Below are 26,226 nucleotides of genomic sequence, written 5' to 3' on the forward strand. Positions count from 1 at the left end.
CTACAAATCATGGCCTCAGCACAAATCCAGATACTTTACAAAGTGGTCCCTATAAAATATTCATAATGTGGCACTTTTATCAACCACTTTATCATGTTACATTATACCATATCAGTCAACAAAATACATTACGAGGTGAAAATCTATGAATACAATAAGTTTTCTAATTACATCCATTATCATCATTCTACTGCCGGGTACCGGTGTTACCTATACCCTTTCCGCCGGATTGACAAAAGGGAAAAGAGCCAGCATAATTGCCGCTCTAGGGTGTACAATCGGTATTATTCCACATCTTAGTGTGAGTATTGCACTTTCATCATTAATTATGAATATGAATGTGGTTGCTTTTCTCATCCTGCAGTTTATTGGAGTGTTATATTTATTATATCTAGGAATCAGTATGATTCGTGCAAAATCAAACTTGAAACTAAGTGAGCCCAAATCCGAGAAAACGAGTACAATTATTCGCAGTGCTATTTTGATTAATTTACTTAATCCAAAGCTTACGCTATTCTTTTTCTCATTCTTACCACAATACGTAAAAGCGACCAATCACAACTATGTGGCTGAGTGCATGTTTTACGGATTTCTCTTTATGATACTTTCTCTTATAATCTTTATCGGCTATGGATTACTTGCCGGACTTTCTAATATATTCTTTATGAAATCTCCAAAAAGAATATCTGTTATGGAAAAAATATTCGGTATGATCTTTATCGTTTTTGCCATTCAATTAGCCTATAGTTCAATTTAATCATTTTATTGATTGATAAATACATATCGTATTCCTCAATTCCTTTGCCTCGTATAAAGCCTGATCCGCACTAATAAATAATCGGGCTGAGTTTCCATCCGCTGTATAACGAGCAAGGCCGAAGCTGACGCTGATATCCAACATGGGGTATTTCTTAGAATATACTTCTATTAATTCAGATTGAATGTTTTCGCAGGTCGATACCGCCTCGTCCATTGCAATATTCTCAAATATCAAACAAAATTCATCCCCACCATATCGAAAAACAGATGACCCCCGACAATGTTCCTCTAGTAGTGTTGCGAATTCGAACAAGCAATTGTCTCCGACCAAATGACCCAATTGATCATTTACACTTTTAAAATTATCAATATCTGCTATTCCAAATATGTAACTGGCTGATGCTTCATTCATTTCCATAACTCTCATAGCATCATATAGTGCTTTACGATTTAGTACCCCTGTCAGTTCATCTATTCTTAACCTTTGCTCGAGTCCCACTCTCTCCATTTCCTTTTGAATACTAGCCTCATTCTTTTTATAAATAAAACTAATTTTTACAAGGCAGACCGTTGAGGCAGCAATTATGATGAAAAGTGAAATCAGAAATTCACTCAGTCGCTGTGTACTGTGGTATACGCTAGGCTTATCAGCATCCCATTTGATAAATAATTCAGAGAATATCAGTGCTACTAAACTCAGCAATACCGTAATACCGGTTACACGATAACTAGCGTATATCGTCGTTAATATAATAGCAAAAATAAATAGATAGTATGTTGCAATAAATGCATTATGAACGGTGAACAAAACAAAGCATATCATAACAAGATTAATAGATATCCCGTATATTTTCTGGTCCTGCGTTAACTTCTTAGATCTCATAATCAGAGTATCACCAATAATAAAGAGAAAGTTCACTATACTTGGCGCGATAATGAACTTTAGAATATATCGATTTACTGATGTTGACAGCATATCTGAATTGGTCAATAGCACGGACATCAAACACTCCACCAGAAGAGCGAATGCAAACAGGCCTATCGAGATTTTGTACTGAAAGACAAGCCAATCGTTGTCTATCTTTTTATATTCTTTTCTAATTTCTTCAATAACAAGTTCATCTAGTTTGTTGTTATTCATGTAAGTTATTCCGGTTAATCCCCGGCTCCTTCGTAAAATTAATATGGAATTATTATAGAACCATAGTTACTAATCTGCAAGTATATATTGGTAATTTCATAAGTTACGTAGCAACCGCGGATAATTTTTTTAAATCAGATTTTCAAACTTCATAATTTGTTTTAACTTTATTACGTCATTCTCTGTTACGTGAGGCATCGGGAAAGTACAATAATCTTGTACCGGAATCCCGCGAATGGCCATCGCCTTCTTAATATATGGAACAAATGGTTTTCCAACCTGATATATTCCCATAAGTCGATCAATTTTTTGCTGTATGGTAGCCACAAGATTCATGTCATTATCCTTAAATGCGTTAACCCAACCGCTGCAAATCTCCGGTGCAAGATTGGATAATCCTGCGATACATCCATCTCCTCCTGATATTACATTATGTGCAAAATTATCATCAAACCCAGAATAAATCTTAAAATCAGGGTATTCCGGCTTGATTAATTTGATTAATTCTCTGGTATGATCCATCCCTGCTATCGTATCCTTAATACCAACAATGTTTTTATGCTTTCTTACAAGATTCAGTGCCACCATAGGCGAGATCTCATATCCCGTACGATCAGGAAAATTATAGAGATACAAATCAATCGGACATTCCTTTGCCAAATAATCATAATAGTCCTCTACACTTTGATCTGTATGATTGAAATAAAAAGGTGAGACAACGACCACACCATCTGCGCCCTGTTCATAAGCATAATTTGACAACTCAATGGTTTCATTCACATCCATGCTGGCAGTACCTACCAACAGCTGGACCCGTTTATTAATATGACTAGCAGCTACACGAATTAACTCTTTTTTCTTCTCAGTGGGAATTGCAAAAAACTCTCCGATACTTCCCAGGATCAAAATCCCATTCACTCCACCTTGAATCAGGTAATCATAGAGATTTTTCTGTGCTTCATGATCCAAGTTTCCTTCGCTATCAAACGTGGTAACCGCAGGGGTTATATAACTTGCTTTCATCCTCTCACTCCTGTTCTTAATTAATTAGTAACCTGCACCTTCCATCGCCGAAAGGGCCGAATCTGTATAGCGTTTAAACAATCCTCTTCTGGCAGGCCTTGGAATAATGCCATTTTTTTGTTTTCTTTCTTCAAATATACGATTAACTTCTTCAAGAGAGGTCTCAACACCTGCAATACCAACTACATTGAGGCGTCTATTCTCTATATCATACTCGATGAGATCACCTGTTTCTACATATGCTAAAGGTCCCCCTGCAGCCGCTTCCGGTGATACATGTCCTATGGCTGCCCCACGTGTTGCTCCTGAAAACCTTCCATCCGTCACTAGTGAAACTGTTCCGTTGAGTCGCTTATCACAAACAATCGCTTCTGTCGTCATTAACATCTCAGGCATGCCACTACCTCTAGGTCCCTCATAGCGAATCACAATAATTTCTCCTGGATTGATCTCACCATTAACCACTGCGTGGAACGCTTCTTCCTCGGCGTTATATACTCTTGCAACTCCTTTATGTTTGCGAAGATTCTCTGCACAAGCCGAATATTTCACTACTGAGCCTTCCGGTGCGATATTTCCTTTTAATATAGCAATCGAGCCGATTTCTTTTACTTTTTCCATCGGAATAATAACATCCTCTCTTTTCAAACCATAGTTTGAGAGATATCCCAAGTTACGATTAAAGAAATTGTCTTTTTGCAACTCTTCTAGGTTCTCTCCCAACGTTTTTCCTGTTACTGTCATCACATTTAAATCCAAATAATCTTTTAACATATATTGAATCATAGGTATTCCACCTGCAAACCAGAAGGATTCGGTTAATTGAACGCCTCCCGGATAGATATTTCCTAAGTGTGGAATCTTATGATTGATTTCATCAAAAAGCTCCGGCGTCAGTATAATTCCAAGTTCTCTAGCGATGGAAGGTAAGTGTATCGTTGCATTGGTAGAACCACCAATCGCGCTATGAACAATGATCGCATTGACAAATGCTTCCCTGGTCATAATCTTACTTGGGGTCAATTCCTTACCCACCAACTCCATAATTTTTCTTCCTGCTCTACGGGAATAGGATAAAATATCTCGCATGGTTGCAGGTACTAAAGCGCTTCCTGGCAATGCCATTCCCAGAGCCTCTGCCATACACTGCATGGTACTTGCTGTTCCTAAGAAAGTACAAGCACCTACCGACGGACATCCTGTTAGTTTATAGTCTCTAATTTCCTGTTCACTGATTTCTCCTTTACGCTTTTGTCTTAGAGAAATGTCTCCGGCTACCAAAGATGTAGTCATATTAGGGCCCGGTCTCATACTACCCCCAGGTATAAATATTGTTGGGATGTCCATTCTGGCTGCTGCCTTCAAGTGAGCGGGAATTGATTTGTCACAAGAAGAGGATAAAATCATTCCATCCCAAGGAACTACGCTTGCATGCACCTCCACCATATCACAGATAGCCTCACGTGATGCCAATATTATATTCATCCCATTATGCCCCTGGGCACAACCATCACATACATCCGTAGCATGAAACTGAGCAGGATAACCATCACACTCAAACACTCCATACTTTGCCTGTTCAGCCAGCTGGTTAAGATGAGTACTTCCAGGATGACTGTCGCCATATACATCTTCTATCAATATCTGAGGTTTTTTTATATCTTCTTCATCCCATCCTGACCCTAATTGTAATGCATCAAACTGAGCCCAAAGCAAGCGCTCTGAAGCGCTCTTTTGCAAAATATGCTCCATATCATCCCACTTCTCCCTATTTATTATTTTGAAATGAATCGTTTAGATCTTCCATATGTTCATCCATAATACTTCTTGCTTTTGAAGCATCACCACTTTTTATCGCATCCAGCAATAGTTTATGATAATATAAACCTGCGCTATTGCCCCTTTTCATAACAATTTCAGAAAATGCTCTGCGTAAAACATCATTTATAATATAATAGATTTGAAGGATTATAGAATTCTTCGCTATGTCGGCGATTGTAAGATGAAAGTTCAAATCAGCCTCTGAGAACTGTTGCAAATCTTCCTTTACCTGCTCCATCGTAGAATATGCTTTCTCCAATTTTTCAATATCTTCTGATGTTGCTTTCATCGCAGCCAGCTCCGCTACTTTTCCTTCCATAACTCTACGAAACTCTATAATTTCTTGCAAAGAGTTCTCATTGAGATAAGCCATCGGGATTAACTGGTTCATCGATATACCAGGTGCTACATCTCTTACAAAGGAACCTTCCCCTAACTTTGTTTCTATTAATCCTAGCGCAGTAAGTTTTTGCAGTGCATGGCGCACCGTAACACGGCTTACATCAAAGGATGTAGCCAATTCATTCTCTGAAGGTAATTTTTCTCCCCTTCTCCATTCATTCATAAGAAGTTGTTCTTTTAATTGCTCAAACACCTGGTCACTTACGCTTTGACGCTTTATTTTCCGAATTGCCATAGAAACATCCCTCTCAGCTATATACTTGTTTGTTGTGTACCTGTATTACAGGTTCGATAATATTGTACTCGTCATTAGGTAGAATGTCAACCATCCCATTTAATGACGAGCCGATTTTAGTCAGTTTATCTCTTCTTTAATTCTTATTAATACAGATCTATTTCATCGCACGAGCAGACTTTACCAATTCTAGGGAAGATATAGTTGCATACATAATCATGTTCTTCCCTCGTTGATGCTGCCATTGCATCTTCTACAAATATCTGATTATATCCATGTTGATATGCCTCTCTTGCTGTAGTATCTACGCCAATAGAGGTCGATACTCCACACAATACAATTGTATCAATTCCCCTTCGTCTTAATTGTAAATCTAGATCAGTACCATAGAAAGCTCCCCATTGTCTTTTTGTCATCACATACGAACCGTTAACCTGTTCCAATTCCGGAATTAGGCTGTCCCATCCTTCCGGTAATTGCATTGGTTTCATTTTTATATCCGCATCCGGTCTTAACATGTCAACACCATCGATTGTAGATACTCGAACTAATATAATAAATCCATTCTTATCTTCAAATTTTTTTACTAGTTTACAGGTATTTTGTATTACCTGGGAAGAACTGTAGGGTGCTGATTCTCGTTTTATAATCCCCTTTTGCAAATCAATAACAACGAGAGCTGCATTTTTTGCTAATATCCTATTCATTTCATTCTGTACTTTTATATTATCCATAATAATTACCATTCCCTTTCATAATAAATTGCATCCTTCAAACTTCAGCTATTAATTTAGCTTTTTATATACGGTAAAATAAACCCAAACCGCATTTAATAATAGTAATGCACTTGTTACATAAAACACCTCGCGAATACCCCAATATGCTGCCACCTGCCCTCCAAGAACAGCACCTCCAAACACACCCAAATATCCGGCTGACATATTTAAACCAAAAATTCTACCGGTCAGTTTATTCGGGGTTATTTTCTTAATCAAAATATTAACAGAAGGATTTAGACCTCCTATGGTTAACCCCAACAGGAAACGAAGCCCCATCAACTCCCATGCATTTTTTACAAAAGCTTGTGGAATATAAACTATTCCGGCTACTATCAGGGCGGTTAATATGATTTTATGAGCTCCAATTTTGTCGGATAACTTACCTAATCTGGGCGCTGCCACAATATTAGCCAAACCGGATGCCGAAAAAGTCAATCCGGCAATTAACGCAATATGCCCCGCATTCATCGTTAATTTTGATACATACACAGTTACAATCGGTTCTATTGTATATACTGCTAATGTCATGACAAAGAAGGTAATAAATAATGTTATGGTAAGACTCTTTTCAGGAACACTATTCCATATCTCCTTCATGCCAAGTACTTTCTTATCAGAGCGAACAAAAGTTTCTTTTACAAATAATGCGGTGATTGCAAATGAGACTAATAACAACAATCCTGTCACAAAAAACACCGGTCGAAATCCAAAATTATCTCCAATAAATCCACCTATTGTAGGTCCTAGTAAGGATCCTGCTATATTCGCTGTTGATATCGTTCCCAACGCATATCCTGCATGCTCTTTGTCTGTTTGTGTAGCAATCAAAGTTGTACATGCCGTTCCATATCCGGTAATCGCTCCCTGAAGCAATCTTAATCCGATTAGAACGTATACATTTGGCGCAATACCCATACAAAAAATAATAACTCCCATGCCCATGCTCGCTCGTAACAACATAGGCTTTCGTCCTACCTTATCCGCTGCCATTCCCCATATAGGTGAAAAAATAGCAGAAATGATAAAAGTGCTTCCAAAGGCAATTCCTGAGAGCTGAGCTACCGATGATGGATTATTCACACCTAAATGCTTTATGTATAATGGTAGTACCGGAGCTATTTGGCTCATACCCACTCCTGTTACAAACATCCCAAACCAACACACAATTAAATTTCTTTTCCATATCGGCATGATATTAACCTCCTTATCTTTCTCCACTTTATGATAATTTACGTGAAGAATAATAACGAATTATAAACTCAAAGTATGCCATATTCCATGCATAATACTATTTTACATGGACATTTCTGCCACGAAATCAGAAGGGCTCACTCCCTCCATCTTTTTAAACATTCTACTAAAGTAAAATTCATCAATAAATCCAAGTTCTCTTGCCACTTCTTTTACATTTTTATCTCCGTCAAGGAGATATTCTTTTGCCCGATCTATCTTAATTTTATTAAAATACTCAATCACCGAATATCCGGTATGTTCTTTAAAGCTTCTAGACAAATAGGAAGAGGATAGTTTTACCATTTCAGAAAGTTCTGTTAACGTAATCTTGCTATTTATATTTTGATTCATATACTCAATTACTTTCTCAATTTTTATAGAATTAGAATAATTATTATTTTGTTTTCTATTATTTCGATATATTGCTATGAATAATTGTTCCAGTAATGATCTTGATATAAATTCATATCCCGGTAATTTTGCATTCCAGGTATCCACCAATTTTTTAAAGCCTTCTTCAACATTATAATAATCCCCAATTCCTTGTGCTGATTGAAATGGAAGTTTGTCAATTCCTTTGCTTACTTTCCATTTAGCATCAACGAAATCCACATTAGCAAAATTAAAATGAGTAGTAAGGAAGCATTTTGGTCTAAAAATATCAATATCAACTGAACACATTTCGTTTGGACTAACATATAATAAAAAGCTCTCTTTGAATTGATATTTCTTTTTCTCTATTGTAATGGTTCCCTTTTCGGCCTTTATAAAAATTAGTCCATGTTGTTGAATTACTCTCTTGAACAATCTGTGATACTGTTCTATATCTTGAAATTTCTTGCTCTTGCAATAATGAATTTGAAAAAAGAGATTCCTTATATTCATTTTTTCCTCCACAAATTAAGTCTTATACTACTAACACAGCAAATGCGTTAAAATCGTTCAATCATATTTTATCACACTATTTCAAGAAAAAAAGATGCTGCTTAAACCAAACTTGGTATCGCAACATCTTATTATATTAATATAAATCTTTCCACCAAACCTCTTCTATATAGTACAGCTAGAACAAATATATTCTTATTTGCCTTTTGTTTCAATCACTTTTTCATCAATTCCTCTAGTTTAATATAAGGATTGCGATATCTTTTTTTCCCAACGGTCAGTTTCAAATAATCAATTGAATTACACGGACATTGATTGATGCAACCAAAACACTGCTGGCAGTGATGATGCCACTTTGGCGCACCATTTTTAAGCGTAATATTATTCACGAGGCAAACTCTGGTGCATAGCCCACAACCGGTACATGCGTTGTTTGTCTTAAATGTAATATCCATGATAGGTATAAGTGGTGCAAGGAGTCTGTTAAGGATGGATGTCTTGACAATACATTCTTTTCTGGAACCACTTTCAATTTTGGATGCTTCTCCTGTTTTCATGTCTGTAACTATTTGATCAACCTTTGTTTCAGCTTCTTTAAATATATGCTTTATTTCATCCGCTTCTACGGTAAATTCTACAATAAAATTTGAAGGAGTTTTGATAGAATACCCTGCGGTAAGGTGTAATCCTTTTGCTTTTAGCTTATTTTTAAGCAATAATAGGCTTCCTGCTACTGTTCCACCATTCACTGCCAGGGCAACAATTCTTTTATTTATCATTTGCTTTGAACGTTTTTTTATGAAACTCCTAACAATTGGTGGCAAACCAAACATATATACTGGAAACACGAGCACAATTGTATCCGAATCTGATTTAATTCCTTCCTTGATTGCGGTAGTCATCGGAATTAATTGAACATCATCAAGTCTAGAAGCCAGCTCTTTTGAAATCTTAAGGGAATTACCTGTTCCGGTGAAGTAATAAATGCTTATACTCATATTTGCATCTCCTTTGTAGTTTCCGTATTACTTGTCTCCGCCCATCCTAGCTTATTTACCATACTTGTAATTAAACCGATTAGCATTTCTCTATCATGATCATTGTCAAGTAAGGTTAGGACTTGATGCCATATTTCTCTCTCCGCTTTCTCATGTTCGGCATTGAGTCGAATTCCTGATTCCGTTAGTTCCAGCCCGTATGAATGCCTGTTTTTTTTACTTATAATGCGCACTATTAGTTTCTTTTCTTCCAACCTATCGATAACACTCGTGAGCGTGCTTCCGGGTATGGACAAAAGGGCACTAATTTCTTTAATAACAAGATCAGGTTTTAAACGAACAACCTTGATAACGTTTAGTTCAGTGCTGGTGATACCCTGCGGATATAGTTCCCTCATAGATATTTGATAATCTTTATAATGCTTTAATATCTCATGCATAAGGTAGTCCAGTTGATCGATGTGCTCTTGTTTTACTTCATTCATAATTAATCTCCATGTTTTAACCGATATAGTATTGATTCGATATCGAATCTTTTCTATATCATTATAAATATTCTTTTTTATAATGTCAACATAAAAAAGACGCCATAGCTACTGCATTTATGTACTGCAGATACTAGTGCGCCTTTCAACTTGTTATCGATTATTTTTTCTTTATTAAAAGTCCAACTATCATTCCAATTAACATACCAAAACATATTCCATAGGTAAGAGAAACCGAACCGAATGTAGGTATAAAAGCTGACCCAATCGCCACTCCGGTACACATACCCAAACTCATTCCATATGACATATAATTCTCAAATTGATCTTCTTCTTTTTCTGCTTTTTTCTCTTGAACTTTATTGATCTCTTGCTTTTTGTTCCTCTTGGCAAGTATTGTTAATGTGATAGCTATTGTTATTCCTATTACTATCCATGGTAATGCCATACTAATAAAATATATCATAAAATCACCTCCCATTTTATAAAAATTCTATGTTTATCCTCTATTTTTATACGGTTAAATGTCTATGCAATTTAATTATTTATTCTTATTTACAGGGAGTAACATGATAAAGGTTAATGGTTAATTCAAAATATAAGTGCTTTACATAATTAAGTTTCTATAAGAATTAACATCATTGCATAAATTGCAGCTATGAATTATGATATATCTTATTACTTAACAAGGAGGACTATAATGACTGTAGTAAAAAACCCAATCCTAAAAGGCTTTAATCCCGACCCATCCATATGCAAAGCAGGTGATGATTATTATATCGCAACCTCTACCTTTGAATGGTTTCCGGGTGTTCAAATTCATCATTCCAAAGACCTGATTAACTGGGAGCTTATAGCTCACCCACTAAACAGAGTATCTCAACTAGATATGCTTGGTGTCCCTGATTCAGGCGGTGTCTGGGCTCCATGCTTATCCTATCATAATGGCATCTTCTATTTAATTTATACGATTGTTAAAAATACCGGTCATATTAAAGACACCCATAATTATATGGTAACCTCAACGGATATCTGCGGTGAATGGTCTGAACCGATTTATATGAATTCCAGCGGTTTTGATCCCTCCTTATTTCATGACGATGATGGCAAAAAATGGTTTGTTAACATGATATGGGATACCCGCATTGGCAAGAATCCTTTTGCCGGTCATCTACTTCAAGAATATGATGACGTGAAAAAATGTCTGGTTGGTCCGATTATAAATATATTTAAAGGGACATCGTTAGGCTGCAGTGAAGGTCCACATATCTACAAGCGGAATGGTTACTACTACTTATTGGTAGCGGAAGGTGGTACCAGTTATGCTCATGCCGTAACTCTGGCACGTTCAAAGAATATCACAGGTCCTTATGAGGTTCACCCAAATAATCCGATACTCACAGCCTCTGGCAGCGATATACACAAGGTACTGCAAAAAGCCGGACATGCCAGTATTGTGGAGGGTCCAAATAACGAATGGTTTATGGTTCATTTATGTGGAAGACCACTTCCCGGCACCGACCGTTGTATTCTAGGTAGAGAAACTGCTATTCAAAAGATAGAATGGCGTGATGATAATTGGTTGTATTTATCAAACAGCGAAGATAAGTTGCCTGCATGGGATATCGAGATTAATGTGGATGATAAATCAGGCCTGAAAGAAAATACTTTAATTTCTGAATACGACGAGTTTGACTCTTCTACCTTAGATATCAATTTCCAATCCTTAAGAATACCGGCACAAAGCTTTATGTCTCTTACTGAAAGGCCAGGCTTCCTTCGATTATATGGCAAGGAATCCTTCTTCTCAAAGTTCTCACAGAGCATGATTGCAAGAAGACAGCAGAGCTTCGTATATACTGCTGAAACCTGTCTAGAATTTGAACCTGAAACCACTCTGCAGCTCGCAGGTCTTATCTGTTATTACAATACAGAGAATTTCTATTATTTAAGAGTAAGCTATGACGAAGAGTTGGGTGGTAAATGCATTGGCGTAATGGCCTGCATCAACAATAATTTATCCGAATCAATGCAACAGGATGATAATATTCTGATCGAAGGTGCAAAATCCATCTACTTAAAAGCTGAGGTTGACCATTGTGAGTTAAGATTTTTCTATGCCGTTAATAAAAATGAGTGGATACCTATCGGTAAAATATATGACGCCAGCACAATATCCGATGATGCGATCCAGGGCTCCTGGGCATTTACCGGGGCATTTGTCGGCGTAGCCTGCCAGGATATTGGTGGCACCAATAAACATGCTGATTTTGATTACTTTTCATATAAGGAAAAATGCTAAGACGTCATACGTCTTTGAGGAATTCTATAAAAAGTCGTTAAACCTAATGAGGTCTTAACGGCTTTTTGTTAAATAGGAGTTTGAAAATGTGATATGCTGCAATTATTACTTTATTCTAATTTAGTATAACAATTCGGCAGCCCATTCTCACGTTTTTCAACATCAACTCTTCTTCTTAGTTCATTTATGATTTCTGCGGCGTTGGGCGAATTGTAAATTTCAAGCTTCGAATCAACTAATTTTAGATTTTCATTAAGAGTATTAATTTTGTTTATTATTTCATTCCGGTGAGCTGAGAATAATTCTCTTCTGCACTCTATAGTCTCAGCACCTTCCATACAATAATCAATATACTTTTTTATATCTTTAATTTGCATACCTGTATTTTTCAAACAACATATTGTCATAATCTGATTAATGTCTGATTCAGTAAACATTCTAATTCTCGATTTATTTCTCGAGACAAATGGTAAGAGGCCTGCTTTGTCATAAAAACGAATTGTAAATATAGAGAGTCCTGTGATTCTTGATACATCTTTTATTGTATATGTCATTTAAAAACCCCTTCAATAATTTCATAATATTTTACTAAAACACTTGACCTAGACATAACTCTAGGTATTAGCATGATTATAAATCTTAAAAGATTAATAATCAAGTGGCTAATATTTGTTGGAGGTAGAAAAATGACAGAAAATGTTTTAGTAACAGGTGGTACAGGCTTTGTAGGAGCACAGATAATTCTTCAATTATTGCAAAAAGGTTACAACGTTAAAACCACACTTCGCTCAATAAGCAGTAAAAACAAAGTAATCGATACTATGAAATCTAACGGAATTTTGAACTTAGACAATCTTACATTTGTTGAAGCTGATTTATCAAAAGATGATAATTGGGATGAAGCAATGAAAGGTTGTGATTATGTTTTAAGCGTAGCTTCTCCGGTTTTTATGACGATACCAAAAGATGAAAATGAAGCAATTCGACCTGCTGTGGAGGGCATTATTCGCATACTCAAAGCAGCTCGCAATTCAAGTGTAAAGCGTGTGGTAATGACTTCTAATTTTGGTGCAGTCGGTTTCAGTAATAAAAATCCTGATATTGCTACAACTGAGAATGATTGGACAGATCCAAATGAAAAAGGGTTATCCGTTTATGAAAAATCGAAACTTTTAGCGGAACGTGCTGCGTGGGATTTCATACGAAAGGAAGGTGGTGGCTTAGAATTTGCTACGATTAATCCCGTTGCTATATGGGGTCCTGCACTAAGCCCTCACATCTCCGGAAGTTTTGAAATTCTAAAACACCTATTAGACGGTACTATGAAAGCCATTCCCAATATTCCGTTGAATCTTGTGGATGTTCGGGATGTTGCTGATTTGCATATCCGTGCTATGACAAATCCTAATGCAAATGGACAACGATTTATCGCATCAGCGGATGGTCAAATAACTATGCCTGAGATTGCATCGTTTTTAAGAATCAAAAAACATAACGTTTCAAAAAATGTTTCCTCAAAAACAATACCAAATGCGTTTATTTTGTTAGGTAGTTTGTTCAATAAGCAATTGAAAGAAGCAATGCTGTTATTGAAGATGAGCCGCAATGTAAGCAATGAAAAAGCAAAGAAACTGCTGGATTGGAAGCCAATTGCAAATAATGACGAGGTGATTCTTGCCTCAATAGACAGTATGATTAAATTCAATATTATCTAATGAAGTAACTCACACAACGAAAGGCAAATTTAATATTCATCAAAAACTAAATGAATAGAGATTAAAAAACCATGCCAATTTGTATATAAACAAAATGGCATGGTGTATTCAATGACTTATAAAAATATAATTCTTATTATATACTACCAGAAACACTGTCTTCTATTTTTATATTATTCATTAGCTTCCTGATTTATCACCCTCGATTTTCCACGCTTCCATCTCTTCGCTTATTGTAACAAAACCAAACTTTTCATACAGTTTAACCGCTTTGTCATTACAAGCAGCAACCGTCAATAAAATCGGCGTCCGTTGAGTTTGCTGAAGTTTTCCTACAACAAATTCCAATAGCTTGACTCCATAACCTTTACCCTGAAACTGTGGGGCGACCATTACTCTTTCAATTTCATAACAATTTTTCTCTTGGTTGTGGTATATTCGGATGCTTCCGACAAGCTCATTATTATCAAACCAAAGATACGTTTCGCGTTTTTGAATTTCATCAAACGGGAAAAATTGACGTATATTGCTATGCATTTTTTGAAATAACTCAACGAATATTTCATTACCAACTCTTTGATAAATATCGTAATATTTGTCTTCAAACAAAGTTAACTTTGGCTCTAAATCTGAAGTGACAGCACCGCCTCTATACTCCATTCTTGTAAACCAAGCGTATACCATGTCATTTAATTCATCAATTCGAATTGGATAATTTTCTTTCATCTTGATTCCTCTTTTTTCATCTATTCATGTTAAAGATAGCACCAGTTTCTGAACGTTAATGAATACATTAGTAATTATAAATTATAGGAGATAATAAGATAAAATTTCAATAATCTTTTTATTGTCCGATTGAGAAATTTTACTGTACCTCACTTTTGATTTCATTATATTAATCCTTCTCGTCCAATCTCTTTATAATAGTTTCTTAGGATTCGAAACCGATGATAATTAGCCTGTCTTTCTGATTCCTCATCGTTTTGGTCATAGTCATTTAACCACTGAAAATAATGAGTAAGTTCATGTACATAAGAGCCAAATATTTCTTCTAAAGTCCAGTTGTGCTCACCATGTGCAACTGGAATTTTAATAATTGGATATCTCTTCCTGAAATATTTAAATATTCCATAGGTCCATGTTCCATTACTCATTTTCACCATTTCAGCATTAATCAAATAAACCCTTACCTGAACAGGAAAATCAAAATGCTTTAATAGCCAGTTATTAAATTGCACAAACTCATCCTTTATATTTTGTGAAACATCAATTTCTGAATCTAGAAAGATTCCTTTCTTTTTGCCTTCATCAAATTTCTTCCACTCTTTGCATTTCCACGGATTCATAAACAAAGCATCCTCACTATCACCCATTAACTATTTTATCAATTTATATATTCTTAATAAAACCATATAGATAAATAATACCATATTTTAATAAATCATTCAAAAAATATAATTTATACCGAATTCACCTTACACTATTCGTTTTTATGACGGGATATCTTCTCTCGAACACTAAAAATAGAGTTTCCCTGTATTGAAACCTCCTCTCATATTTATCCGCGGAAGCTCCACTACCTGGAAACCCTTCATTACTGTTATGTTGCCCTTTCTCCATCGATACTAGCTTGCAATTCGTTAAGGCCTCAGCGTTTTTTAAACTGAAAATTATTTACTTCTCCTAAAAAAAATAACTCTTTTCAATTAATAATAACCTCCAAATTCAATTTAATTCATATTAGGGTTATCTCTGCAATCAGTTCTCAAAATAGTCTCCCTGTTCAAGATCAGTGATTAGGGTAGGATGAACTAGTCTCCAACCTAGGAGCTCTTGAGTCTGTTCACTCGACCTTGGCATGTCTAGCGCTGCAATAGGACCAAGAAAACCGAAGTGAGCCACTGCCTCCTCGCGTGAAATACTGACTACAGGTATGCTAAGATGGCGTCCGATTACATTGGCGATATCCAGAAATGGAATACCCTCATCTCCAACCCCATCTAGCTTTGATCCTGCCGGTGCAGTTTCCAATGCCAAACGGAAAAGGCGTGCCGCATCGCGTCTATGTACCGCCGGCCATCGGTTGGATCCATCTCCGATGTATGCAGAAAAACCTTTTTCACGGGCAATATTGATCAGTCGTGGAACAAACCCCTTATCGCCATCTCCATGCACAGACGGTGAAAGCGACACGACTGATGCCCGCACTCCACGGTTTGCAAGCGCTAAAGTAGCGTTATCTGATGCTGTCCCATTTGCATGGGCTGTCGTCAAGAATGGCTTTCCAGTGCCCTCAAGCACCTCCCCAATTGCCTCAATTGCTTGTAAATCCGTGTCAAGTGAAGCTGCAAAGTCCGAGAAATCATGCTTAAATGCCAAATGTATAACACCATCTGCCATAGCAGCTCCACTACGAAGACTATCTAAATCATCAAGCGAACCGTAGTGAACTTCGGCTCCTGCTTCTATTAATTTTAATCCACCCTTTTCTGAACGTGTTAAACCGATGACTTTATGTCCAGCATCAATGAGTTCACGGACAACTTCAGAACCAATATAACCTGTTGCTCCTGTTACAAATACACGCATAAAAATCCTCCTATATTATGATATAATTATTATAAGTTACATATTATATATTTTGTAACTTGTAAATTGATAGTACCATAAAACATTAAAAATTACAATATATTAATTTTGTAACCTGTCACAATATTCTTTTTAAGATAATATAATATAGTTCTAATATGACTGTTGATATATAAGTACATGTCGTTCTCTTTTTCGATTTATTCATGCTTATTAGCGTATAATCATAGCAAAAGCATAAATAAATAATGCCCTTAAAAATCCGATTGGAAGTTAAGGGCAAAAAATTGATATTTCTTATTCGAGGCTTTATATAATTTAGGTAAAACCTCAGGCTATCTCTTATGTTGAATATCGAAGAGACAAGTATTAGATTCCATACGTATACAATTCATTTATTCGAATTTTTAAGTCCTCTTATTAGAAGATTTACAACAGAATCAATGTTTTGCTTTCGATTAGCAACTTCGAATGAATTTGGATGAATAAAAACGCTAGTTGCAAGATACACCGTCACCGCTGCTTGATATGGGGATTCTTCAAAGAATATACCTTCAGCAACTCCTTGTTCTATAATCTCTTTAATACTATGAATCCCCGCTTCTTTACTTTTTTCTATTACTTCCATTGAACTTTGAGCGAGTTTCAGATAATTTGCAAACATTTCTGGATCATTAACAGCACTATGTCGTTTCGCTTCCGCAAATTCCACAAGTATACGAAAAAGTTTAATATCAGCGGGATTATCTTCTAATAAAATATCCTTTGAAGTAGCATGCAAATTTGAAAGCCAACGTTCTGTAACGGCATTCCATAGGTCAGTTTTCCCATTATAATATCGGTAAAGGGCCGCATGGCTAACATTTAATGATTTAGCTACGTCAGTAATATTTGCTTTCTCCGGCCCAAAACGACGAATAATTTCTTCTGTTGCATTAAGTATTATTTCTTTATCTAACGAGATTTTATCCAAAATCATCACCTCTCGTACTATACAGTAAAATAGTCTTTCTTTTTTTTATATATCAATTATACCACTGCTTGTTTGTGGTTTCAAGTTATGTAATTTGTAACCATAGTCAAGAACAACTTTTTACTGACATTATTTACAAGATTCTTATTTTATAATATAATCTCCGAATAATTTTCTCACCTCCATTTAATATGCGGATGGATTTGACTCAATTTTTCGTATCCCCCAAGGAATTCTTTACGTCCATAATATTCCAAACTTTTAATATTACTTTAAGAATTTTAAGCACTCTGAGATATCTTTTCCTCTTGTTTTATTCATGTTCCTGAATAATCAACAAATGCTTCAATATCTTTTCTCTGATTCCGATCCAAAGAACGATTCCTACCACAGCTGTTATTCCTTCTGATATGGTCATCGCCCAAATAACACCATTCACAGCAAATAACATATTTCCAATAATAAGAATTGGTATAAAAATCAAACCGCGAAGTATTGACATTACTGTTGATTGAACAGCCGTTCCAAACGCCTGGAATATTCCTGTAAATATACCTGATAAAGCTGCAAAGACGGTAGAACAAAGCTGTGCCAATAGTATTCGCTGCCCAATTTGAATCACCTTTGGATCAATGCTAAAGATCCCAATAACCTGTGATTTTAAAGCTAGCAGAATTACTGACATTGTTACTATAATACCCAGCATATACACTATAGTTTTCTTAATAATCTCCATTAATCGCTTGTTGTTTTGAGCAGAATATGCATAAGCAATTAAGGGAACTGCTCCCATGGCAAAGCTCATACTAATAAAATCAATAATCTGAATGATTCTCTGAGAGATACCAAATCCAGCTACAACACTATCCCCATAAATCATCGAATAATTGTTATATAATAGACTTGTAATTACCATAAACCCATCTAGTAAAAATGCTGAAACACCAACTTTCAGAATATTCGCATAAATCTCCCTACTAGGCTTAAATTCATTAATTGATATACTCTGGACACGACTTTTTTTCTGAAGGTAATACATGTACCATACTACTGATGTCACGTTACCGAGCACTGTAGCTAATGCAGATCCCATAACATTCATGTGAAGTACAAAAATAAAAATTGGATTCAATACGATATTAATTACAACTCCTGATATCATACCAATCATTGATGCTGTGGATGCTCCCTCTGCCCTAACTGCTTCTTCGAGAGATATACTGGCAATGACAAATGGTGAACCAAGGATGAACATTAAGAGATAGTTCTTTGTATGTACAAACGTCTCTCCATTAGCTCCTAACATCCCCAAAATGGATGATAAAAATGGTAGACAAATTGCCATAAAAACAACACCCATAATCATTGACGACCATAAATTAATGGAACTGACTTGTTTCGCACGGTCAATATTCTTTTCACCTAAAAGTCTTGAAATGAATGTACCTGAACCCACACCAAACAAATGTCCAAATGCCATCAGAACACATGAAAACGGTAATGCCAAAGTAACTGAAGCCATCATTGCCGTATTATTCAACTTTCCAATAAAATAGGCATCTGTAATATTATAAATAATTGTAGCAATAAAGCTTAACATCATCGGGATTACCATGTGCATAATAGCTTTTGAAACTGGTGCCTTCTCTAAATAATAAAGTGATTTTTGATCCATATTTTCCATAATAAATACTCCTTTCTATTCATTTTGCGCAAAAATCGGCGCAAAAAAATAAAGGCGCTGACTTTATAGGTCATTTGCGCAGCGCCTTCATATATTATGCTGCTAAAAACTGATTACTCGTAATCTGATTTTCTTTGTTGTCCGGTAGAATTATCTCCATAATAATGGTTCTTTTCATGCCAAGCATCAAAATGCTTTTTCCCCGTTCTTCATAACCGGGGATTACTTAACCTGTCGAATGGAATTCCGTCTCTCCTACGAAGATCAAAGTTGGGCTTTGACTGTTCATCGTCAACCTGTAACTCTAATGTCCTAATAATTTTATCTAAATAATTGCTCATGTTTTGTTGTTCATCATCATTCAAACATTCAAACACCTTATCAAAGCTAAATTCTTGTTCCGTTGATTCCGCAGTTGCTTCTTCTCCTTCTTTGGTCAGCTTGATATTTAAAACACGGCGGTCGGTTTCCGAAGGTGTCCTGTTTATATATCCTTTCTTTTCAAGCTTTGTAAGAAGTTCACCTAACGACTGTGGCCTCATTTCAAGTAAATATGATAATTCCTTTTGACTGATCTCTGGTTTCATCTTAAGAATGCTTAAAATTCTTCCCTGTCCCTTTCGTGGATCTCCCATCGGTCCAAAATTCATATGGTTTTGTTGGTGATACTTATGAAGTAACCACTCAACACGTGTCAACTGCATAATTAAGTCAAATTTTTGTTCTTGCATAAACATTCCTCCTTTTTATGTACAAATTTCAAAAGGTACCTTATATATTTATATTATACAGGTACCTTATATATTTGTCAACACACTTTTAAAGGTACCTTTCTATTATATCTTTACTATCCATATTGAATTCGAAAATACTATTAATCATGGTCTATAAGTTCTTTATAATCAAACCAACCTTATCATTCCGTTTTATTTCTGGTACACAGCAAAAAGAGACCATTCATTCTCAATTAGCTTGAAAACGAATGGTTTCGCGATCTGTTCCTATTTAGTTGAATAATAAAAAACAGTAAAATGTTAACTTTATTTTGATGTGTTCCCGGACACCATATCAAGAACCTCTGACACGTTCACACCATCAGAAATCCAATTCTTGCGTTGGATTCCCTTTCTCGGTCCCTTTGTGAAAACTGGTAAAACCTCTCAAAATGTCGAAAATCAAGGATACTAATGTATTGCTTGCAATACATTGATATTATTTACGATGTAGTAGTACCACGGTCTCCACGTGCATTGAATGCTGACGGTAAGTTATTGATGTAGTGAAGTTTACCTTTTTGCCATGAGGAAGGCATAACTGCCTTCTTTATTAAATTATTTATTTGCATTCTTACCCAATCTCTAAGAATATTACGCCTTCTCAGACTCATTTCCTCTTCAGAATAATATTCTTCAACAATTGAAATTATTGTTTCAAAATCAGGCAATTCCTCTCTCCTATTTTGTTGGTATCTGCCTCAAAACCTTTTAATAAATTTTCTATTGTTATTATATTCTAAAGATTATTTCACATATATAATAATATTCAAAGTAAAGCAAGAAAGTCTATTATACACTTTAATCCATTGATTTCGAATCAAACGGATTCATTCTTCCAATATTTTTTCTTTTGTTCCTCTGTTAAAGAATCCGCAAATTCTTCCTTCATCTTAAGAAAAATTTGAAAGTCCATTAATATAATATAAAGTACTGCTCTATGCTCAAATTCATCTCGGGTTAACGGCTGAGGACTCACCTTAAACTTTAATAATAAAGTCTCCTCCATAAGTAATAATCCTTTGGCATTTTGGGATTCAGATAAAGTCTTGGAAATACTCCTAATAAAATCTGCCACTTCATGGGATTGGTGAGTAACCGTTGTGAGATTTTCTATTTTTTCGTAGATTTCTTTCAAAACTTTAGACTGTTGTTTCCTCATTTCCATATACTCAATATAATACCGAGTCTCCTGAAAAAAGGTATTATTCATATTGGTATACGCTTGTTGAAGGCCAATGGAAATGTGCTCTTTTAACAATGCCAGGTTGTTGTCATTATAGTCAGAATTATCCTCCTTCAGGAGTTTATCAGCCATCTGTGACAGAATAGACTTCAAATCCGCTTCAATGATGCGTTGTTTTTTGCGTATGTGCATTACATTGCTTGGGATATATAGATTCAATAGAATTCCAATACCTGCTCCTATCAGTAATAAAAAAGCTTCATTTGCAATCATGGCTACCGACATATCTTTTTCTAATAAATAGTGCGAAGCCAATACTGCATTCATTGGAATAGCATCATACATTTTAAAATAATAGCATGTGCCGGAAAATATTAGTAAAAAAATCCCATAAGCGATAGGGGTATAGGATAAAGTTGAAAATACAATTAACACTATGATAACAGACAGAATAAAGGCAGCAATTCTCTTAACTGCAATAAGCAAGGTTGCCTTTTTGGTATCCTGTAACGTTAAAAGCGTAATAATTCCTGCTGAAACAGCATAATTCAGTCCTAAAGTATATGCAAACATAATTGCAGCAGCACTACCAACAGCTATTTTCGCTACTTTTATATATTGATTCATATTCTCCCTCTCCTTCACTACAGTAAGGTCATCAATGCTAATATAATGATATACTTCCTAATAATACTGCTAAAAATCATAGATGTATGCGTATATTCTAGTAGCATGTATCATATTTTATGTTTTTTGGTTATACAAACCACTCAACTTTCATTTTCTCACACTCAAAAAGTATTTATAGATTTTAATAAGATAAAATTATAGAGCTTCATAATGTAAAACCATCTTCATAAACTATATCAATAATTTTCCTTATAGTCAAAAAACATGTGATATTACTTTATGTTAATGTTTGAATTATGTTAATGTTTGAATTATGTCCATAATTAATATATACTTTAATTCGTTTCGTCTTATAAAACTAATATGAAATAGGATGGATATTGTAAGCCTTACAACATCCATCCTAATCACTCAACCATATCGTTATCTATCCAATCTCATCAAACATACCAGAAAAACAACTTGTTAACTTATAATTTTTCCTTTCGATACGTTCCCGTACACAACCTTTTGGCGTTAAATTCACCTATTCAGAAATAAAGTTATTTCAAAAACTCTGTATTTATGCTGATTTGAGAGACATCACACCCTTGACATCAATACTACCGTCTCCACATGCCTTGAAGCGACAATAATGATGTCGTGAGAACCTGGTGGGTCCTTGGAGTCAGGGTATCTTTTAAGTTAAAATGTTATATTCCACAATTTCAATATGTACTCTAGTGCTATGCATACTATTTTACCTTGCATGTTTCAATATATATATCGTATAATTCGTTTTATTACCCTACTTGACTAATCCAGTCTCGTATATTTGTACCGATACGTTCTATATCGCGCTTTCCCAATTCACCACTATGCATAATAACATTTCTAGAACGTTCTAAAGTTTGTATTATCTGTCTAGCCCAATCAATTGATATGATATGAACTTCAAATAAGTCGTAATTTTGTTGCATTATTGATATCAAATCACCAAATTCCGTATAATTAATCATAGAATCTCCACGTGGTGTATGCCATTTTATTTTCTCTTCTTCTTTTTTACGTGTTTCTGCAACCTTTCTTATTTTTTCAGATACACATTCTTCCCACCAATTCTCTCCCTTATACTCTAATAAAATCTTAACAATAAACTGTCTTACCATATTTTCAAAAGCTGCAATTGCAGTGTAAATAGTTGCCATTTCCTTTGCCCTGTTTACACATTCATCATCTAATAAATCAAGAGATAAGCATTTAATATATTCTTGTGCCAAAGCATCAGAAGATGAATGCTTACTGACAACACCCGAACCTTCTAAAGCAACTTTTGTCAATTCACCACGCATTATAAAGGAATATAATTTATCTTCCATAAAATCCACCTACATTAAATGATTTTTTAGACTTTGAAAAATAGCATCATAAACAGCCATATTTGTAGTTTCCGGCAAATGAATTTGAATATTATAATGCAAATTCATGTCATTTTTTGATTTGGTATATACTTCAGGTTTGTGAGTATGCTCTACTTCTTCTTCATTCTTATTTTGAACTGATTTTTGAGTAACAGAGGACTTGCTAATAATTTTTTGATCCCAATCAGCATAATTACATAGAACTCTAAAAGTTAACGCCATACATTCAATAACCTTGTCTCCTTTTTGTCCCTGTGTTATTGTACGAAGTTTATTTTTTATTTCTTCATTTGTCATATTCTGAGCATCAGTACGTAAATCAAACAGATCTTTATAAGCAATTTGAATGCGTTGAGCCATAATTACTTTAGATTGAGTTTGATCTAGAAAATCATAGTAAACTTGTGTTGGTACACCACTCTCATCAATCAATCCTAATCCTTTGAAAACTCCAACCATAAGCCTATCATTACTACTTTTAAATCCTAAATCTTCTAGAAATTTTACGTTAAATCTTTCAGGAGCTCTAGCACCTAAAATAGAATTAATAATTGCCTCAAAATTCTTAGTAGTATTCAAATACGATGTAATAACAGCCATTTATATTTCCTCCTTTATTTAACATTATTTATTATTCCTCTCAACAATACTTAAGCTAGAATTTATATGTAGATAAATTCCATATGATAAAACTTATTTATAAGTCAATATTTAACCTTATTCTTTTTTATTTTCCCAAATCCTTCTTATCAAAAAATAGTACTATATTGTAGTAAACTCACCAAATATATTTTCTCATTTTGATGAATTATAAAATATTAAATAACTTTTTAGTGGAAATTCTTGTATATTTATTATATGTCTATAAAGTAAATTAATCAAGTATTTGCATTATTGAATTTCATATTTTCTGGTTAAATACCTTACATAATTCAGAAACAAAAAATGCGTGTTGCAAAACTGTTTTAATAAATGGTTTTGCAGCACGTTCTTTCTTTATAGGCAAAAAAAATAAGACATATCATTTCGATTGTCCTTGTCTAAGATCTGTTTTTGGGTTTTAGCGCGACTTTAATAAAGATATGTACTTTTCTTGAATTTATGCACTTTCTTTTACTGGATGTAGGTGGTTTCCTAGTCGTCCATTTTGGATTTTTGCATGCAGTTTGTTGAGATTATAGCCTAAACAAAGAAGAATAAACTCAGTTTTTACGTTGTTTTTACCTCGTGTTAAAAATCGATTGAAATCATAATCATTTTTCAGGACACCAAAGGCTCCTTCTACCTGAATGGATCGATTAACTCTCAACTTAATTCCCTGATCTGTCATTATATTTTCATGGGATTTTTTTCGTTCCTTAATAAATGTTTTAGATAACTCCATTCGCCTATTTCCTTGCGCTTTTGTACACTTGGACTTGTAGGAACATCCATTGCAATCCTCACATTCATATACCGTAAGTCTGGAGCGATAGCCGGACGCTGATTTCTTATGATGAATTCCTACTGGCCACAAAATTCGGTCGTTCGCACAGACATAAGCATCTGCCTCTTCTAAATATCTCATGTTTTCAGATCTTTTGATATCATCCTTAAAGCTTTTTTTCTTCCATATCTCATAACTTTGAGGTTTGATATATGGTGTAATGTTTTCTCTATCTAGATATCGATAGTTTTCCTCGCTCTCATATCCCGAATCCGCAATAAGGTTCGTGTACTTACGTCCCAACTTTTCCAACATACCATTTAACATGGGAATTAAGGTTGCCACATCATTTCTATCCTGAAAAATCTCTACTCCTGTTACATACTCACTTTCAACCGCGATTTGTACATTATACCCGGGTTTTAACTGCGAATTCCGCATATGATCTTCCTTCATATGCATAAAGGTTGCATCCTCATCTGTTTTGGAATAGCTATTTCGGTTTTTCATAAGCTCCTTGCCAATATCGTATTTTTCTTTTCGTTCCTTATATTCCTCTAATTGCTCAATCCATTTTTGAACCTGTGTTTTTCGCTTTCCTATACCGTGTACAAATGGGATTTTTCTGCTTTCTTTTTCTGAATATAACCATAAAAGAATACCTTCAATATCTTGAATAGCAGTTTCCTTTGAAAAAGAAAACTCTTTGATTTCTGACAGATTAATTTCAGCTATCAGTTTTATAGCTTTATCCATCATCTTATCTTCATTCTTAAGAATAACTTTTTTCCAGACAAATGTGTATTTATTGGCATTTGCCTCGATTTTTGTTCCGTCAATAAATGCATTCTCAAACTGAATTTCACCTATATCATGTAGAACTAGAACCATCTGATAAAAAAGTCGGTCAACCACTCCTTCTGATAGATAGTTTCTTCGAAAGCGGCTAATAGTAACGTGATCAGGAGCTTTCTGTCCGGCTAGAAGCCAGCGGAAGTTAATATCTCTGCGGCATGCTGTTTCGATTTTCCTAGTTGAGTATATGTTCTGTGAATAAGCATAGGTCATGATCTTGAACATGGTCTGTGGTTCCACTGCCGGATTTCTTCCTGTAGAAGAGTAAGCCTTATACAACTCTGTGTAATCTAATCCCTCCAATATGTGGCTCAGCAGTCGGACAGAATCATCTTCAGGTATCAAACCTTCCAAACTTAATGGTAAAACTAGTTGATATCCTTGATTAAGTTCGGTATAATTTTTCTTGTGTAATTGTGTTATTCGCATGACCTAATTATACCACTTTTGCGGATTCTTCGGAATCCGCATTTTTGTTTCTGCATAGAAAAGAGGCTGCTACAAAACTATTTTGTTTTGCAACAGCCCCTCTTAAACTATATATATTTCTTTTAACAGGCAAACTATCTTGTTACGCTTTAAAATAGTAAAATAGATAAAACTGAAGCCAATAAGTTTAAAATAAATTTTTGTTGCATTATATAAGAAGGTTATTTCAATAATCCAAGACTTTCCTTCCCAATTAAATCTAATTCCTCATTATCAGGTTCGGCCTTATCTCAATCACCGTCATAATTTTGGAGAAAACTATATAATAATTCTAATTGTAGTCATCTTCCTTCATAAACTGAAGATAATATTCCTGTCAAATGGTTTACCATATATTATTTATTTAGGGTCTTCATATCTTCTTGTGTTAATTTGCCATCAACATGCATAATTCACCACCCGAATAATTTTTTTGATATATTCACTGATAGTTCGAACATCTA

At 35.0% G+C, this 26,226-nt stretch carries 25 protein-coding genes and 1 pseudogene; 3 read left to right on the forward strand and 23 right to left on the reverse strand.

What is annotated here, in order from left to right:
• Positions 1-145: 145 nt before the first annotated feature.
• Positions 146-757 carry a LysE family translocator gene (locus AC6IWN_RS09930; protein ID WP_497987255.1) on the forward strand — a complete coding sequence of 204 codons (612 nt, stop codon included), beginning with the start codon at positions 146-148 and terminating at the stop codon, positions 755-757.
• Here the strand turns inward: AC6IWN_RS09930 and AC6IWN_RS09935 are convergent, their stop codons facing one another.
• The 10 genes from AC6IWN_RS09935 to AC6IWN_RS09980 all read right to left on the reverse strand — a co-directional run bounded on the left by AC6IWN_RS09935 (position 758) and on the right by AC6IWN_RS09980 (position 10,227).
• A complete protein-coding gene (locus AC6IWN_RS09935) occupies positions 758-1,900 on the reverse strand; it encodes a GGDEF domain-containing protein (RefSeq protein ID WP_497987256.1) in 1,143 nt (380 codons plus the stop codon). It lies immediately after the preceding gene.
• Between the two features lie 129 nt (positions 1,901-2,029).
• A complete protein-coding gene (locus tag AC6IWN_RS09940) occupies positions 2,030-2,923 on the reverse strand; it encodes a dihydrodipicolinate synthase family protein (RefSeq protein ID WP_497987257.1) in 894 nt (297 codons plus the stop codon).
• Between the two features lie 24 nt (positions 2,924-2,947).
• Positions 2,948-4,675: a dihydroxy-acid dehydratase gene (ilvD, locus tag AC6IWN_RS09945; protein ID WP_497987258.1), complete on the reverse strand. Its 1,728-nt coding sequence runs from the start codon at positions 4,673-4,675 to the stop codon at positions 2,948-2,950.
• 16 nt (positions 4,676-4,691) lie between these two features.
• Positions 4,692-5,381 carry a FadR/GntR family transcriptional regulator gene (locus tag AC6IWN_RS09950; RefSeq protein WP_497987259.1) on the reverse strand — a complete coding sequence of 230 codons (690 nt, stop codon included), beginning with the start codon at positions 5,379-5,381 and terminating at the stop codon, positions 4,692-4,694.
• 146 nt (positions 5,382-5,527) lie between these two features.
• Positions 5,528-6,115: an isochorismatase family protein gene (locus AC6IWN_RS09955; protein ID WP_497987260.1), complete on the reverse strand. Its 588-nt coding sequence runs from the start codon at positions 6,113-6,115 to the stop codon at positions 5,528-5,530.
• 51 nt (positions 6,116-6,166) lie between these two features.
• Positions 6,167-7,351 carry a multidrug efflux MFS transporter gene (locus AC6IWN_RS09960; protein WP_497987261.1) on the reverse strand — a complete coding sequence of 395 codons (1,185 nt, stop codon included), beginning with the start codon at positions 7,349-7,351 and terminating at the stop codon, positions 6,167-6,169.
• 102 nt (positions 7,352-7,453) lie between these two features.
• The gene (locus AC6IWN_RS09965; RefSeq protein ID WP_497987262.1) at positions 7,454-8,278 is read right to left on the reverse strand and encodes a helix-turn-helix domain-containing protein; all 825 of its coding nucleotides are present in this window, start codon (positions 8,276-8,278) and stop codon (positions 7,454-7,456) included.
• A 215-nt stretch (positions 8,279-8,493) separates the two neighbouring features.
• Positions 8,494-9,276, reverse strand: a complete 783-nt coding sequence (locus AC6IWN_RS09970; protein ID WP_497987263.1) for an EFR1 family ferrodoxin — start codon at positions 9,274-9,276, stop codon at positions 8,494-8,496.
• Positions 9,273-9,761 carry a MarR family winged helix-turn-helix transcriptional regulator gene (locus AC6IWN_RS09975; protein WP_497987264.1) on the reverse strand — a complete coding sequence of 163 codons (489 nt, stop codon included), beginning with the start codon at positions 9,759-9,761 and terminating at the stop codon, positions 9,273-9,275. Before AC6IWN_RS09975 ends, AC6IWN_RS09970 begins: the two co-directional genes overlap by 4 nt.
• Before the next feature lie 160 nt (positions 9,762-9,921).
• Positions 9,922-10,227, reverse strand: a complete 306-nt coding sequence (locus AC6IWN_RS09980; protein ID WP_497987265.1) for a hypothetical protein — start codon at positions 10,225-10,227, stop codon at positions 9,922-9,924.
• A 234-nt stretch (positions 10,228-10,461) separates the two neighbouring features.
• On the opposite strand from AC6IWN_RS09980, the gene AC6IWN_RS09985 reads away from it, so the two are divergent.
• Positions 10,462-12,063: a glycoside hydrolase family 43 protein gene (locus AC6IWN_RS09985; RefSeq protein WP_497987266.1), complete on the forward strand. Its 1,602-nt coding sequence runs from the start codon at positions 10,462-10,464 to the stop codon at positions 12,061-12,063.
• A gap of 110 nt (positions 12,064-12,173) precedes the next feature.
• Here AC6IWN_RS09985 and AC6IWN_RS09990 read toward each other — a convergent pair whose 3' ends face one another.
• Positions 12,174-12,617 (reverse strand): MerR family transcriptional regulator, encoded by a 444-nt coding sequence (locus tag AC6IWN_RS09990; protein ID WP_497987267.1) that lies wholly within the window; start codon positions 12,615-12,617, stop codon positions 12,174-12,176.
• A 132-nt stretch (positions 12,618-12,749) separates the two neighbouring features.
• Here AC6IWN_RS09990 and AC6IWN_RS09995 point away from each other — a divergent pair, with 132 nt between their 5' ends.
• Complete coding sequence (locus AC6IWN_RS09995) at positions 12,750-13,778, forward strand: SDR family oxidoreductase (RefSeq protein ID WP_497987268.1); 1,029 nt, start codon at positions 12,750-12,752, stop codon at positions 13,776-13,778.
• Between the two features lie 180 nt (positions 13,779-13,958).
• On the opposite strand, the gene AC6IWN_RS10000 is transcribed toward AC6IWN_RS09995, so the two are convergent.
• From AC6IWN_RS10000 to AC6IWN_RS10055, 12 genes and pseudogenes are all read right to left on the reverse strand, one after another.
• The gene (locus tag AC6IWN_RS10000; RefSeq protein ID WP_497987269.1) at positions 13,959-14,504 is read right to left on the reverse strand and encodes a GNAT family N-acetyltransferase; all 546 of its coding nucleotides are present in this window, start codon (positions 14,502-14,504) and stop codon (positions 13,959-13,961) included.
• A gap of 164 nt (positions 14,505-14,668) precedes the next feature.
• Positions 14,669-15,124, reverse strand: coding sequence for a hypothetical protein (locus tag AC6IWN_RS10005; RefSeq protein ID WP_497987270.1), 456 nt, complete (start codon positions 15,122-15,124; stop codon positions 14,669-14,671).
• A 412-nt stretch (positions 15,125-15,536) separates the two neighbouring features.
• Positions 15,537-16,052: a Rossmann-fold NAD(P)-binding domain-containing protein gene (locus AC6IWN_RS10010; protein WP_497992232.1), complete on the reverse strand. Its 516-nt coding sequence runs from the start codon at positions 16,050-16,052 to the stop codon at positions 15,537-15,539.
• A 108-nt stretch (positions 16,053-16,160) separates the two neighbouring features.
• A pseudogene (locus tag AC6IWN_RS10015) lies at positions 16,161-16,367 on the reverse strand (NmrA family NAD(P)-binding protein); the annotation flags it as partial.
• Positions 16,368-16,758: 391 nt separating this feature from the next.
• Entirely contained in the window at positions 16,759-17,340 is a 582-nt protein-coding gene (locus AC6IWN_RS10020) for a TetR/AcrR family transcriptional regulator (protein WP_497987271.1), read from the reverse strand.
• 313 nt (positions 17,341-17,653) lie between these two features.
• Positions 17,654-19,024: an MATE family efflux transporter gene (locus AC6IWN_RS10025; RefSeq protein WP_497987272.1), complete on the reverse strand. Its 1,371-nt coding sequence runs from the start codon at positions 19,022-19,024 to the stop codon at positions 17,654-17,656.
• 209 nt (positions 19,025-19,233) lie between these two features.
• A complete protein-coding gene (locus AC6IWN_RS10030) occupies positions 19,234-19,755 on the reverse strand; it encodes a MarR family winged helix-turn-helix transcriptional regulator (protein ID WP_497987273.1) in 522 nt (173 codons plus the stop codon).
• 485 nt (positions 19,756-20,240) lie between these two features.
• On the reverse strand, positions 20,241-20,468 hold the full coding sequence (locus AC6IWN_RS10035) for a hypothetical protein (RefSeq protein ID WP_497987274.1): 228 nt from the start codon (positions 20,466-20,468) through the stop codon (positions 20,241-20,243).
• Between the two features lie 149 nt (positions 20,469-20,617).
• Positions 20,618-21,610 carry an aromatic acid exporter family protein gene (locus AC6IWN_RS10040; RefSeq protein WP_497987275.1) on the reverse strand — a complete coding sequence of 331 codons (993 nt, stop codon included), beginning with the start codon at positions 21,608-21,610 and terminating at the stop codon, positions 20,618-20,620.
• 785 nt (positions 21,611-22,395) lie between these two features.
• Entirely contained in the window at positions 22,396-22,971 is a 576-nt protein-coding gene (locus AC6IWN_RS10045; RefSeq protein WP_497987276.1) for a Swt1 family HEPN domain-containing protein, read from the reverse strand.
• Between the two features lie 9 nt (positions 22,972-22,980).
• A complete protein-coding gene (locus AC6IWN_RS10050) occupies positions 22,981-23,613 on the reverse strand; it encodes a DUF5343 domain-containing protein (RefSeq protein ID WP_497987277.1) in 633 nt (210 codons plus the stop codon).
• Positions 23,614-24,112: 499 nt separating this feature from the next.
• Positions 24,113-25,723, reverse strand: a complete 1,611-nt coding sequence (locus AC6IWN_RS10055) for an IS1182 family transposase (RefSeq protein WP_497987278.1) — start codon at positions 25,721-25,723, stop codon at positions 24,113-24,115.
• Positions 25,724-26,226 lie beyond the last annotated feature (503 nt).

The organism is Variimorphobacter sp. HTMS_6 (assembly GCF_059717775.1).